The organism is Frigidibacter albus (assembly GCF_009908165.1).
In the GTDB taxonomy this organism is placed as follows: domain Bacteria; phylum Pseudomonadota; class Alphaproteobacteria; order Rhodobacterales; family Rhodobacteraceae; genus Frigidibacter; species Frigidibacter albus.
Map to the genome: position 1 here is coordinate 233661 of NZ_JAAAUC010000001.1, position 12710 is coordinate 246370.

11 protein-coding genes are annotated in these 12710 nt (G+C 67.6%); 4 read left to right on the top strand and 7 right to left on the bottom strand.

Features of this window, described 5'->3' with window-relative positions:
• Positions 1-13: 13 nt before the first annotated feature.
• Genes GVY41_RS01070 through GVY41_RS01100 form a run of 7 tightly spaced genes read right to left on the bottom strand, consistent with a single transcriptional unit; the run spans position 14 to position 7553 of the window.
• Positions 14-1558, bottom strand: a complete 1545-nt coding sequence (locus tag GVY41_RS01070; RefSeq protein WP_161342517.1) for an acetolactate synthase large subunit — start codon at positions 1556-1558, stop codon at positions 14-16.
• Entirely contained in the window at positions 1555-3048 is a 1494-nt protein-coding gene (locus tag GVY41_RS01075) for an FGGY family carbohydrate kinase (RefSeq protein ID WP_161342519.1), read from the bottom strand. Before GVY41_RS01075 ends, GVY41_RS01070 begins: the two co-directional genes overlap by 4 nt.
• Positions 3048-3725: a class II aldolase/adducin family protein gene (locus GVY41_RS01080; RefSeq protein WP_161342521.1), complete on the bottom strand. Its 678-nt coding sequence runs from the start codon at positions 3723-3725 to the stop codon at positions 3048-3050. The genes GVY41_RS01075 and GVY41_RS01080 overlap by 1 nt, the downstream gene beginning before the upstream one ends.
• An 8-nt stretch (positions 3726-3733) precedes the next feature.
• Positions 3734-4783, bottom strand: coding sequence for a 2-hydroxyacid dehydrogenase (locus GVY41_RS01085; protein ID WP_161342523.1), 1050 nt, complete (start codon positions 4781-4783; stop codon positions 3734-3736).
• Positions 4784-4792: 9 nt separating this feature from the next.
• Positions 4793-5989, bottom strand: a complete 1197-nt coding sequence (locus GVY41_RS01090) for a CaiB/BaiF CoA transferase family protein (RefSeq protein WP_161342525.1) — start codon at positions 5987-5989, stop codon at positions 4793-4795.
• Positions 5990-6003: 14 nt separating this feature from the next.
• Positions 6004-6756: a CoA-transferase gene (locus tag GVY41_RS01095; protein WP_161342527.1), complete on the bottom strand. Its 753-nt coding sequence runs from the start codon at positions 6754-6756 to the stop codon at positions 6004-6006.
• A complete protein-coding gene (locus tag GVY41_RS01100) occupies positions 6753-7553 on the bottom strand; it encodes a CoA transferase subunit A (protein WP_161342529.1) in 801 nt (266 codons plus the stop codon). The genes GVY41_RS01095 and GVY41_RS01100 overlap by 4 nt, the downstream gene beginning before the upstream one ends.
• Positions 7554-7794: 241 nt before the next feature.
• On the opposite strand from GVY41_RS01100, the gene GVY41_RS01105 reads away from it, so the two are divergent.
• The 4 genes from GVY41_RS01105 to GVY41_RS01120 all read left to right on the top strand — a co-directional run bounded on the left by GVY41_RS01105 (position 7795) and on the right by GVY41_RS01120 (position 12695).
• A complete protein-coding gene (locus GVY41_RS01105) occupies positions 7795-8937 on the top strand; it encodes an ABC transporter ATP-binding protein (RefSeq protein ID WP_161342531.1) in 1143 nt (380 codons plus the stop codon).
• Positions 8934-10721 carry an ABC transporter permease subunit gene (locus GVY41_RS01110; protein WP_161342533.1) on the top strand — a complete coding sequence of 596 codons (1788 nt, stop codon included), beginning with the start codon at positions 8934-8936 and terminating at the stop codon, positions 10719-10721. Before GVY41_RS01105 ends, GVY41_RS01110 begins: the two co-directional genes overlap by 4 nt.
• Positions 10722-10754: 33 nt before the next feature.
• Positions 10755-11840 (top strand): extracellular solute-binding protein, encoded by a 1086-nt coding sequence (locus GVY41_RS01115; RefSeq protein ID WP_161342535.1) that lies wholly within the window; start codon positions 10755-10757, stop codon positions 11838-11840.
• A 102-nt stretch (positions 11841-11942) separates the two neighbouring features.
• Positions 11943-12695 carry an IclR family transcriptional regulator gene (locus GVY41_RS01120; protein ID WP_161342537.1) on the top strand — a complete coding sequence of 251 codons (753 nt, stop codon included), beginning with the start codon at positions 11943-11945 and terminating at the stop codon, positions 12693-12695.
• The last annotated feature ends 15 nt before the right edge of the window (positions 12696-12710 follow it).

Here is a 12710-nt window from a genome sequence, read left to right on the forward strand (position 1 = left end):
GTCTGGCATCCCCTCAGATGACGGCTTCGATCAGGAACGGCCCCTTGCGGGCCAGAGCGGTGTGCAGCAGGTCGCGGAAACCCTCGACCGTAGCCGCCCGCGCGGCCTCGACCCCCATGGCACCCGCCATCTGCACCCAGTCGATGGCGGGGTTGTCGAGGTCCAGCATCCGGCTGGCATTCTCGCCCGCAGGCCCGGCACCGACATTCAGCAGCTCGCCATGCAGGATCTGGTAGCGGCGATTGGCAAAGACGATGGTCAGCACGTCCAACCTTTCGCGGGCCTGCGTCCACAGGCCCTGAACCGTGTACATGCCGCTGCCATCGGCCTGCAGACCGATGACCTTGCGGTCCGGGCAGGCCACGGCGGCGCCGGTGGCCATCGGGATGCCATCACCGATGGCGCCGCCGGTCAGTTGCAGGAAGTCATGCGGCGCCGCGCCATAGGTCGTGCGGAAGAAATCACGGCCCGAGGTGACGGACTCGTCGCAGATGATAGCGCCTTCGGGCAGGACGCCGGCCAAGGCGATGGCGATGGCATCTGGCGTCAGCTTGCCCGTCGGCAGGTCCGGCCGGTGCCGCGGGGCCAGCCGTGGCGCGGGGGCCATGCCGACCTCGGCCGCCAGCGCCTCGATGGCGGCGGGCAGGTCGTGGTCGGGGCTGGCAAGTTCCAGCACCGTGCAGCCTTCGGGCAGCATCGAGCCGGGCTTGCCGGGGTAGGCGAAAAAGCCGACGGGGGCCTTGGCGCCGATCAGGATCACCTGCTCGGTTGCGGCAAAGCAGGCCAGCGCCTGATCGATCACATAGGGCACCCGGTCCAGCGCCACCCGGCCCGCGCCGCGCTGCATCCGTCCGTTGGCCTGCTGGGCCAGTAGCCGCGCGCCGGTTTTCTGGGCAATGCGGTCCAGCATCTCCATCTGGGCTGCGCGCAGGGCCATGCCGGTGACAAGGATGGTGGTCGCGCGGCCGTTGCGCAGCAAGGCTGCCGCCTGCCGGACCTGCGCCGCATCGGGTGCGGAGGGCGCCGGGAGCGTGATCGCCACCGGCGGGGTAAACTCCGTCTCGGTCCAGGCGGTATCGGCGGGCAGGATCAGCGTGGAGATGCCGCCCGCGCCGGTATGCGCGGCGCGGATCGCTTCCTCGGTGCTGACGCCCACGGTGTCGGCAGCCACCGCGCGGCCGACCCAATGTGACATCGGCCGGGCCAGCGAGTCGATGTCGGACGTCAGCGGTGCATCGTGGACAAGGTGATAGGTGGCATGGTCGCCGACGACATTGACCATCGGCGTGCGGGCGCGGCGGGCGTTGTGCAGGTTCGCCAGCCCGTTCGCCAGCCCCGGCCCGGTATGCAGCAGCGTGACCGCTGGCTTTTCGGCCATGCGCGCATAGCCATCGGCGGCGCCGGTCACCACGCCCTCGAAGAGGCCAAGCACGCAGCGCATCCGCGGCTGGCGGTCCAGCGCGGCCACGAAGTGCATTTCAGACGTGCCGGGATTGGCAAAGCAGGTGTCGATGCCATTGGCCAGCAGGGTTTCGCAAAGAAGGTCGGCGCCGTTCATACTGCTCTCCGGGAAAGGGTTTCGGCTTCGGACCGCAGATCGGCAAGCGCGGGCCAGTGGGGGCGCATCGCCTCGACCAGCGCGGCGAAGACGCCGTATTTCTGCGTCGCGTAGCGGGTGATCTCGGCGGGCTGGGGCCCGACCGTCTCGGCCTGGGCACCAATCCAGCGGGCGGCGATGGTGTCAAGCTCTTCGCCCAGCAAGAACCGCGCGCCGATGGCGGCCAGCCCGCGCAACCCCGCATGGCCGCCGGGGCTCAGCTGCACCTCATACCCGGTCGCGGCGGCGAGGAACTCAGCAAAATGCCGGTCGCCCGCCAGCCCGCCGCCAAGCGACAGCGCGCCGGGCCCAGAGCCCAGCAGGGCGTGGCTGTGGCGCGCAACAAAGGCCAGCGCCTCGCGCCCCGCCCAGGCAATCTCGCCCGGCGTGGTGGCGGCGGTGAGGCCGAGCACCGCGCCGGTGGCGTGCGGGTCGGTCCAGGGGGAGCGCTCGCCCCCAGGCTCGAAGAACGGGTGCAGGATCAGGCCCGAATAGCAGGGCGGGGCGGAGGCGGGCAGGTCACTGAACTGCCGGGCGACATGCTGCAGCAGCGTGGCGCCGTTGAAGCTGGGGTGAAAGCACAGCCAGCCGGAACCAAGCGCGAATTGCTGCACCATCGCCCCGGGCGGCGGCGCGGCCATGGCGGCGGGGTCAAGGTGCAGGCAGGCGTGGATCGAACTGGTGCCGAAGATCGAGGCCCGCGTCACCCCGGCGCGACTGCCGAGGCCAAGGCCGATCAGCGTGGATTGCACATCGCCCGGGCCCAACAGCACCGGCAGGCCGCGAGGCAGCCCGATATCGGCGGCAAGGCCCGCGCGGCAGCTGCCGACCGGCTGAAATTCGGGCAGCAGCGCCAGACCGCGGGTCAGGCCAAGCGCCTGTTCGACGCCGGCCGACATCTGCCCGTCCCGCCACCGGCCCCAGACGGGCAGGGCAGCAGTCGGCTCACCGGCAATGCGGCCGGTCAGCGACAGGAACAGCCATTCCTTCAGCCGCAGCGCGTGGGCGATGCGGGCAAAGCGGTCAGGCTCATTCCGCTGAAGCCACAGCAGTTGCAGGCTGGCCGAGGCGGCGGTGGGGCGCGAGCCGGTGATCGCCTGCACCGCGTCCAGCGCCGGGGCAAGCTCTGTCACCAGCCCGCGCGCCCGCCCATCCAGCCAGGTCAGCGCCCGGCCCACGGGCTGCCCCGCGGCATCCACCGGCCACAGCCCGTCGCCCTGCCCGGTGAGGACCAGCCCCGCAACTGGAGCCGACAACTGCGCCACGCAGTCCCGCAGCACCGCGAAGGCCTCGGCCCGCGTCACGACCATGTCCTGCTCGACCCGCGCACCCTCGCGCCGCAGGGCGCCGTTCGGGCACTCGGCACTGGCGACCATGCGGCCCTGGCCGTCGAAGGCCGCCGCCTTGACCGCCGTGGTCCCTGAATCGAGGCAGAGCAGAACCTGGTCCATCACGAGGCCTGACGCAGGCCTTCCTGAACCTCGGGCGTCTGCTGGCCATAGGTCTTGAACTTGACAAGCACATCCGCGATCTGGGCCTCGGACAGCACCGGCGGTGTGCCGAGCGGCAGGCACAGCAGGTATTGCGTCGCCAGCTCCTCGACCGTGACCGCCAGCGCCAGCGCCCGCGCGATGGAGACATGCGCCGCGATGACCCCATGATGCGCCATCAGGCAGGCGCGGCGCCCTTCCAGCGCGGTGACCACCCGGTCGGCCAGCTCTTGCGAGCCGAAGATCTCATAGGGCGCGCAGCGGATGCTGGGCCCGCCCGCGGCGGCAATGGAATAGTGGACCGCCGGGATGTCATGGCCGAGGATCGACACGCTGGTGGCCTGGGTCGAATGGGTATGGACCACGGCGTTCAGATCGGGCCGGGCGCGCAGGATGTCGCGGTGAAAGCGCCATTCCGACGAGGGCAGCACGTCGCCGGCAAAGGTCGCGTCCCAGTTCATCGCCACCACATGTTCGGGCATCAGCTTGTCATAGGGGATGCCGGTCGGCGAGATCAGGAAGCCGTCGCCGTGGCGGACGCTGATATTGCCGGCGGTTCCCTTGTTGATGCCCAGCCGGTTCATGCTGCGGCAGGCTTCCAGCAGTTCGGTGCGCAGGGCGCGGTCTTCATCGGTCATGGCAAACCTCATGTGCAGGGATAAAGCGGGGCCTTGCCGCCCAGGATCAGGGCGATGTCCTCGGCGATCATGGCTGCGGCCTTGGTGGCGGAATAGCGCGAGGCCCCGGCGATATGGGGCGAGAGCGTGACATTGGGCAACTTCAGCAGCGGCCAGTCGGGCGGCGGCGGTTCCGGGTCGAACGTATCGAGCGCCGCGCCTTTCAGATGGCCGGACACCAGCGCATCATAGAGCGCGGAATAGTCCAGAACCTGCCCGCGGGTGGTGTTTACGATATAGCCGCCCGGCTTCATCATGGCGATGCGCTCGCGGCTGATCATGCCCTTGGTCTGTGGGGTGACGCGGGGGTGCAGGGTGACGACATCGGCCTGCCGCATCACGTCATCCAGCTCGGCCTTGCGGAAGCCGGCGGCCTTTTCCTCCTCGGTCAGCTCCTTGAACGGGTCATAGATCAGGATCTCGCAGCCGAAGGGGCGCAGCAGCCGCGCCACCCGCGTGCCGATATCGCCATAGCCGATGATGCCCACGGTCAGCTCGCACAGCTCTGGCCCGGTATTGCCGTAGTGGTAAAACTCGCGCCCGAAGGTGCCGCTCGCCACCGCCAGATGCCCGCGGATCAGGTTGCGGGTCTCGGCCAGAAGCGAGGCGACGGTAAACTCGGCAACGGCCGAAGCATTGCGTCCGGGCGTGTTCACGACGGTGATGCCGCGTTCGCGCGCCGCCGCCATCTCGATATTCACCGGCCCGCCGCGCGACACGGCGATCAGCCGCAGGTTCGGGGCATGGTCAAGGCTTGGCCCGGTGATCGGGGCGAGATGGGTGATGAGGATGTCGAGATCGGACAGGAAGCCGAAATACTCCTCGGGCCGGCCGACAAATTCTCCCACCGGCAGGGTGGGGTCGTGCTTGGTGGATTTCAGCCGCAGCGGCCAGTCCAGCTCCATCTGCCGGAACCGCAGGTCACGGTCTGGCAGGCGGGCTTTCAGTGCGGTTTCGAAGAAGGCCGGCTGCATGAAGCCGTCGCCGATGATGCCGATGGTCAGGGGCTGCTGGGTCATGATCATTCCTCAGGCGTCGGACACGGCTGCGGGCGTATCCATCCCGGGCAGCACATCGCGGTAGCGGTCGGTATCAAGCCCGCGCTCTGCCATCACCTCGGCGGTGTGCTGGGCAAATTGCGGCGGGGCAAGGCGGTAGCTGGCGGGGGTGCGCGACAGTTTTATCGGGCTGCCGGTGCCACGATAGGCGCCGATATCCACCACCATCTTGCGGTGGATTGTGTGCGGATCGGCCACCACCTGATCGATGCTGCGCACCGCGCCGCAAGGTACGCCGGCCTTGATCAGCCGGTCCGACAGGTCGGCGCAGTCGAAGGCGGCAAGGGCTGCCTCCAGCTCTACCTTCAGCGCGTCGCGGTGGATGTTACGCTCGCTGTTCGAGGTGAAGCGCGGATCATCCGGAAGGTCGGGGCGGCCGATCATTCCGCACAGCACGGTGAACTGGCGATGGTTGCCGACTGCCAGAAATACCGGCTCGGTCGCGGTGGCGAAGGTGTCATAGGGGCAGATGTTGGGATGGGCGTTGCCCGAGGGCTCTGCCACCTTCCCCGACAGGTAGTAGTTCGGCAGATGCGGGTGCAGCAGTGACACGCCGCAATCATACAGGCTGGTATCCACGAACTGGCCCTTGCCGCTGGTCGCCCGTTCATGGATCGCCATCATGATGCCAAGCGCGGCGTTGAGGCCGGTGACCATGTCCACCACCGGCAGGCCGACGCGCAGCGGCTGGCCGCCCCGTTCACCATTCACGCTCATGATGCCGCAGAGCGCCTGAACGGCCGCGTCATAGCCCGGAAGGCCGCCCATCGGCCCATCGGCACCAAAGCCCGAGATGCGGGCGTGGATCAGTCGGGGAAAGCGACGCGAGAGTTCATCCTGTCCCACGCCCCACCGCTCCAGCGTGCCGGTCTTGAAATTCTCGATGAAGATGTCGGCATCGGCCAGCAGGTCCAGCAGCAGCTCGCGCCCGGCCTCTTGGGCGAGGTCAACGGCGATGCCGCGCTTGTTGCGGTTGAGGCCGAGGAAGTAGCTGGCTGCGCCGTCGAGAAAGGGCGGGCCCCAGCCGCGGGTTTCATCCCCGGCGGGGGGTTCCACCTTGATCACATCGGCGCCGTGATCGGCGAGGATCTGGCCGGCATAGGGCCCCCCCAGCACGCGGCTGGCGTCGATCACCTTCAGATTGGCGAGAGAACCGGGTTTGAACATGGGGCGTCGTCCTTTCAGGCAGCCAGCGCGGCCAGATCGCGGCGCCAGTCGGCGGCGAAGGCGGGATAGGTTTCGGCAAGCTCGGTCAGCACGCGGCCGCGCAGCAGCGACAGCGTGGCGGGACCAGGCTGTGGTGTGTTGGGGGTCGCGGCGGGGGCGTCATAGGCAAAACCCGTCGCCTCGGCGATCTCGGCCGGGGTATGGCCGGGGTGGACGCTGTCCAGCGTGAAGCCGGGGCGCGTCTTGTCAAAAGTGAACAGGCCCTTGCTGGTCAGCAGCGCCACCGGCCCGCCGGGGCGATAGACGCCCTTGGGGCTGGTGCCGGGGGCCGAGATGAAATCGACCTTCTCGACCAGCACGCGCCGGCTGTGCTCTTCGCGGAACAAGATCACGCGGGGCACCGTGAAATACAGATAGGCGGACCCGAACGAGCCGGGCCAGCGCACCGAAGACTGCGGATAGTCGCCCGCGCCGACCAGATTGACATTGGCCTGCCCGTCTATCTGCCCGCCGCCAAGGAAGAAGGCGTCGAGCCGCCCCTGACCTGCGCTATCGAACAGTTCGGCAGAGCCGTTGGTGAAGAAATTGTGCTCGACCGACCCCAGCACCGACAGGCGCACCTGTCGCTGCCCCTCGTCCAACGCCCGGCGCAGCATCGACCCTGCCGCGGGGATCGGCGAGGCGGCGCCCACCGCGACCAGCCGCACGCCCTCCAGCAGCCGGGCGATGGTGAAGATCAGCGTTTCGCGCGGCAGGACCCCGGTCATGCCGGCACCTCTTGCGCCATGTACTCGGCAAAGCCCGCTTCGGTGCGGGCGGCGCGGGCGTAGCGGATCAGCTCATCGGTTTCGGTGCCGTATTCGCCCCACAGGCCGTAAGGCCATGCCCCGCGCGGCGCGGCCGCGATGGCAGTGACATAAAGCGCGGGCAGGGTGCCTGCCGCTGTCATCTCATCGGCCAGAAGGTTGTGCTCGACGATGCGTTCCACCGTGACCAGCGCCTCAGTCGAGGCATAGGCCATCGCCGCCAGCTCGCGTCGCCGCCCGATCCAGACATTGCCGAAGCGGTCGGCCATCGGGGCATGGAAGATCGCCACATCGGGATGGATCGCCGGGATCAGCACGACCGGGTCGCCGCCTGGCGCAAAGGGATTGTCGATCACGCGCCAGTCGTCCCGGTGGCGCAGCACGTCGGTGCCGATGAGCCCGCGCATCGGCATGAACGGGCTGCCCTTCTGCGCCGCCATCAGCCCGGCATGGATCGCGGGGCAGGTGGCGTCGCGCAGGCGGATCGCGCCGTCCTTCACCGCCTGGTTGAAGCGCGGCGCGCCCCCGGCCTCGCCCAGAGACACGGCGCTGGTTTCCACCCCGCGGACGAGGCCGGCCCCGATCAGCTGATCGACCTGAAGCCCGCCGGTCGGCACGCAGAGCAGATCCAGATCGCCCGCGCCATGCTCGATCAGCGGCCGGGTCATGGCCATCGACACGCCGGCGTAGTCGACCGGAAGGGCGATTCGCATTCCGGGTCGGATGCGCGTGGCCATGGCCCGCAGATCGGCTTGCATCAGTGTCCTCCCCTTCGGGTTTGCGGCGACGATTCGCGCGTTCCACAATGTAGAACAATATTCTGAAAATCAGGATAGGCAGAGCTTGGCAGGGGTGTCAACGCTTGCTGCGAGGGGCGCGCACAGAGAATTTTCGGTCCCGCTGGCGCCGGGCGCGCGGAACTTCTTGACAAGCGCGAAACTCAACCGAGAATGAAATGCGGAATGCTGTTCTATAATGTAGAACGCATGGGAGGATGCTATGATACAGACCCAGACTTCGCGCGATCCGCGTGCAGAGGCTTCGCCGTCCGGCCGGGCAGGGCGCGGCCAGGACATCATCGGCGCGCAGATCTCTATGCGCGAAGTCACCAAGAAATACGGGGCCTTCGTGGCTGCCGACCGGATCAGCCTCGATGTGGAGCCGGGCGAATTCATCACGCTTCTGGGCCCGTCCGGCAGCGGCAAGACCACGCTGCTGAACCTGCTGGCAGGCTTTCAGCGTATCGACGGCGGCGACATCCTGATCGACGGCAAGCCGATCACGAATGTGCCCACCCATCGGCGCGGGTTTGGCATGGTGTTCCAAAGCTATGCGCTGTTTCCCAACATGACCGTGGCGCAGAACGTCGCGTTCCCGATGCGGATGGCCGGGCTCGACCGGGCCACCTCGGACCGGCGCGTGGCGGAAACGCTGGAGATGATGCGGCTTTCCGAACACGCAGCCAAGACGCCGTCCGAAATGTCGGGCGGCCAGCAGCAGCGGGTGGCGATTGCCCGGGCCATCGTGATGCGCCCCCGCGTCGTGCTGATGGACGAGCCGCTGTCGGCGCTGGACCGGCGGCTGCGCGAGTCGATCCAGATCGAGCTGCGCGAGTTGCACCAGACCATCGGCAGCACGATCCTGTTCGTGACCCATGACCAGAGCGAGGCGCTGACCATGAGCGACCGTATCGCCGTGCTGGACAAGGGCCACATCATCCAGGTGGACCGCCCGCTGGAGATCTACCGCCACCCGAAAAGCCGGTTCGTTGCCGGCTTCGTCGGCGAAAGCAATCTGATCGAGGCCGAGGTGCTGGAACGGCGCGGCGACACCGCCACCCTGCGCAGCAAGGCCGGGCATGTGTTTCAGGCCGGCAGCCGCAACGTGCCCTCGATCGGCAAGGTGACGGTGCTGATCCGTCCCGAACGGATGGCGCTGCATGACGGCCCGCAACCCGGAACGGCCCCCGCGACGGTCACTTCGGCGCTGTTCATGGGCGAGACGCTGCGCATCGAAGCGGCGATGGAGGGCGGCGAGACGCTGCTGATCCGCTGCCCCGACACTGCGGCCCGCGAATTGCCCGCGCCGGGCAGCAAGATCCATGTCGGCTGGGGCCCGCAAGACTGCTGGGTGCTGGCATGACCGCCGCGCCTCTGTCTGCCCCTGCCGCGCCACGGCCCCGCGGCGCCTGGCTGAAATCCCCGGCGCTGCTGCTGGTGCCGGCGGTGCTGTTCCTCGCGGCGATCTACGTGATGCCGCTGATCGACCTGGCGCGGGTCAGCGTCGCCGCCGATCCGTGGTGGAGCCACATCGCGCGGGTGTTCTCGGTCCCGCTCTATTGGGAATCGCTGCTGCGCACGATGAAGATCGCGCTGACGGTGGCTTGCCTGTGCGCGCTGTTCGGCTATCCGACCGCGCTGCTGATCCAGCGCAGCCGGGGCAGCGTGCAGGCGATGATCGCCACGGCGGTGATCCTGCCCTACTTCATCGCCATCCTGATCCGCACCTATGCCTGGATGGTGCTGCTCGGCCGCAACGGTCCGATCAACAAGACCGCCATCTGGCTGGGCATCTATGACGAGCCGCTGGCGCTGCTGTTCAACCGCGGCAGCGTGCTGATGGGCATGACGGCGGTGCTGATGCCGCTGATGGTGCTGTCGATCTATTCCAGCCTGTCGCGGCTGGACCAGAACCTGATCCGCGCGGCGCTGGCCAGCGGGGCCGGGCCGCTGGCGGTGTTCTGGCGGGTGCTGCTGCCGCTGACCCTGCCGGGCATTGGTGCCGGGTTCCTGCTGGTCTTCGTCAGCGCGCTTGGCTTCTTCATCACCCCCACGCTTCTGGGTGGTCCGGGCGACCAGATGTTCGCCATGCACATCACCCAGCAGGCGGATTCCATCACCGGCGAGGGTTTCCTGCAGGCGCTGGCGGTGGTGCTGCTGGTGATCACGCTGATCGTGGTCGGCGTCGCCGGCCGGCTGATGGGGTTCGAGTTCATCTGGGGCGGCGGCAAGCTGACCGAAGTGGCGGAGACCCCGGCACCATCGAAGCGCGCCGCCGCGGGACCGACCCGGCGCAGCGCCGCGATGGTGGTGGCCGATGCGGCCGGCTGGCCGATCCTGCGCCTGCTGGGGCGGCTGCCCGCCAGCACCGGTACATGGGCGGTGCGGATCCTGGGAGGGTTCGTGCTGTGTACGCTGATCCTGCCGATCCTCGTGGTGATCGTCATCTCGTTCAGCAAGGCCAGCTACCTGACCTTCCCGCCCCCCGGCTGGTCGCTGCAATGGTACCAGAAGTTCTTCTCGGATTCGAACTGGATGGCGGCGTTCTGGAATTCGCTGGGGATCGCGGCGCTGTCCTCTGTGATGGCGGTCGCACTTGGCGCGACGGCGGCGGTGGGCATCGTGCGCAGCGAGATCCGCTACAAATCGGCGGTGATGCTGCTGCTGGTCAGCCCGATGATCGTGCCGCCGGTGGTGCTTGGCCTGTCGCTCTACAGCCTGTTCCTGCACCTGAACCTTGTGGGCACCTATTTTGGCCTCGCCGCCGCCCACGCCATCGGCGGCATCCCGATCGTGATCGTGATCGTCGCGGCCTCGCTGCAAGCCGTGGACCGGCAGCTGGAGCAAAGCGCGGCGGTGCATGGCGCCTCGGTGCTGACGGTGTTCCGCACGGTCACCTTGCCCGCCATCGCGCCCGGCCTCGCCGCGGCGGTGTTCTTTGCCTTCCTGCACTCGTTCGACGAACTGGTGCTGTCGCTGTTCCTGTCCAGCCCGCGGATGAAGACGCTGCCGCTGATGCTCTGGGCCGACATCAACTATCAGCTCAACCCGGTTCTGGCGGTCGTCTCGACGCTGGAGGTGGTGCTGGTGGTCGGTGGGATCTTCCTCGCGCGGCCCGTCTTCGGGCGGTCGCGCGCGGCACACTGACTGAAACCCAAGTAAAACAGAGGAGGAGATGCGATGCTTGGATCTGATCGACTGAAAGGAATGGTGTCGGCCCTGGCCGTCACCGCCACGCTCGGCGCCGGTCCGGTGCTGGCGCAAAGCACCGAGGTGATCATGCAAGATCCCGGGGGCGGCTATGGCGAGGCGCTGCGCAAGGTGATGTACGATACCTTCGAGGAGGAAACCGGCATCGACGTCATCACCGTGCAAGAAGCGCGGTCGGGCCCGCGGATCAAGGCGCAGGTCGAGGCCGGCAAGACCGAGTGGGACCTGACCTTCATCTTCGACCAGGAGACGAAGCTTCTGGGCGATTGCTGCCTGGCCGACATCGACTATTCGATGATGTCCGAAGGCGCGCAGAAGACCCTGGCCGCGATGCCCGACAACCTCAAGCGGCCCAAGGGCGTCGCGCTGCAGGTCATCGGTGTCGGCCTTGTCTACAACACCGATGTCTATTCCGAGGAAGAGGCGCCCAAAAGCTGGGCCGACTTCTGGGATGTCGAGGGCTTCCCGGGCCAGCGCTGCCTGCCGGCCTGGCCGCGCTTCGTGATGGAAGCGGCGCTGATGGCCGACGGCGTGGAAAAGGACCAGCTCTACCCGCTCGACATGGACCGCGCCCTGGCCAAGATCGCCGAGATCAAGCCGCATGTTTCGAAATGGTGGACCACCTCGGCGCAGCCGCCGCAGCTGCTGCTGGATGGCGAGGCCGACATGTGCATGGCCTATACCGGGTCGACCTCGAAACTGGCGCTCGACGGCGCCCCGATCGAGGTGGAGTGGAACCAGGGCTTCATCTACTACGACTTCTTCTCGATCCCCAAGGACGCGCCGAACTACGAAAACGCCATGAAGCTGCTGTCCTGGCGACTGGAACCCGAGCGTGCGGCCGAGCTGACCTCCAACTTCCCGGTGGCGCTGCCGTCCTCGGTGGTGTTCGAGGCGGCGGACCCCGCGGTCAGCACATACTGGGCCAACAACCCCGCGAACGTCTCTCGCGCCATCGAGTGGAGCCCGGACTACTGGGGGGCGATGTCGGAAGGCGGCACGACCACCAATGAAGAGCATGGCCAGGAACAGCTGAACGCGCTGCTGGCACAATAAGTCACATGGGTGGCCGCGACGCTGCTGTCGCGGCCACCGCATTTTGCGCTATAGTCGGCGGCCAGAGCGCTGCGGGCGCGCCGCGTGAGTATCGGGACATCTATGGACAAAGCCTTCGTCAAGGGACTGCGCCTTGTGGAAACCCTCGCCCTCAGTGATCTGCCGCGCGGGGTCAGCGATCTGGCGGCAGAGCTGGAGATGACCAAGAGCAACGTTCACCGCCTGCTGCAGACCCTGCAGGCCCATGGCTATGTGCGGCAGGTCCCGGCGAACAGCACCTATGAGCTAACGACCAAGATCTGGGAACTGGGTAGCCACGTCATCCGCCGCATGGACCTGATCAAGATTGCGCGCCCGGCGATGACCCGGCTGGCCGAGCAGACCGGCGAGACGGTCCACCTTTCGGTGCTGGAAGACATCGACGTGATCTATCTCGACAAGATCGAGAGCGCGCATCACATCCGCGCCAATACCAGCGTCGGCTCTCGGGCGCCGGCCTTCACCGTCGCCACCGGCAAGGCGATGCTGTCCCATATGCCCGACGACTATCTGGACCGCTTCACCCCGCATCTGCGCTCCTACACCGAAACCACCCGTACCACGCTGGCAGAGCTGCGCGAGGACGTCGCGCAGGCCCGCGCGCAGGGCCATGCGCTGGTGCTGCATGGTGAATGGCGCGAGGGCATTGCCGCTTGTGCCTGCGCCATTCTAGGGCGTTCGGGCGAGCTGGTGGGGGCCATCGGCATCTCGGGCCCCGATTCACGGCTCAAGCGCAAGCAGTTGAAGCTGATCGCGCCGCAGGTGATGGAAGCCGCCGAGGCAATTTCGGTCGCCTTGGGCTATTCGCGGCGCTGAAGGCGGCCCCGGGGC

Bases quoted from the DNA above. Each gene is read 5' to 3' on its own strand.
- GVY41_RS01105 (WP_161342531.1), top strand. From the start codon at position 7,795: ATGATACAGACCCAGACTTCGCGCGATCCGCGTGCAGAGGCTTCGCCG.
- GVY41_RS01070 (WP_161342517.1), bottom strand. From the start codon at position 1,558: ATGAACGGCGCCGACCTTCTTTGCGAAACCCTGCTGGCCAATGGCATC.
- GVY41_RS01090 (WP_161342525.1), bottom strand. From the start codon at position 5,989: ATGTTCAAACCCGGTTCTCTCGCCAATCTGAAGGTGATCGACGCCAGC.
- GVY41_RS01095 (WP_161342527.1), bottom strand. From the start codon at position 6,756: ATGACCGGGGTCCTGCCGCGCGAAACGCTGATCTTCACCATCGCCCGG.
- GVY41_RS01110 (WP_161342533.1), top strand. From the start codon at position 8,934: ATGACCGCCGCGCCTCTGTCTGCCCCTGCCGCGCCACGGCCCCGCGGC.
- GVY41_RS01080 (WP_161342521.1), bottom strand. From the start codon at position 3,725: ATGACCGATGAAGACCGCGCCCTGCGCACCGAACTGCTGGAAGCCTGC.
- GVY41_RS01120 (WP_161342537.1), top strand. From the start codon at position 11,943: ATGGACAAAGCCTTCGTCAAGGGACTGCGCCTTGTGGAAACCCTCGCC.
- GVY41_RS01100 (WP_161342529.1), bottom strand. From the start codon at position 7,553: ATGCAAGCCGATCTGCGGGCCATGGCCACGCGCATCCGACCCGGAATG.
- GVY41_RS01115 (WP_161342535.1), top strand. From the start codon at position 10,755: ATGCTTGGATCTGATCGACTGAAAGGAATGGTGTCGGCCCTGGCCGTC.
- GVY41_RS01075 (WP_161342519.1), bottom strand. From the start codon at position 3,048: ATGGACCAGGTTCTGCTCTGCCTCGATTCAGGGACCACGGCGGTCAAG.
- GVY41_RS01085 (WP_161342523.1), bottom strand. From the start codon at position 4,783: ATGACCCAGCAGCCCCTGACCATCGGCATCATCGGCGACGGCTTCATG.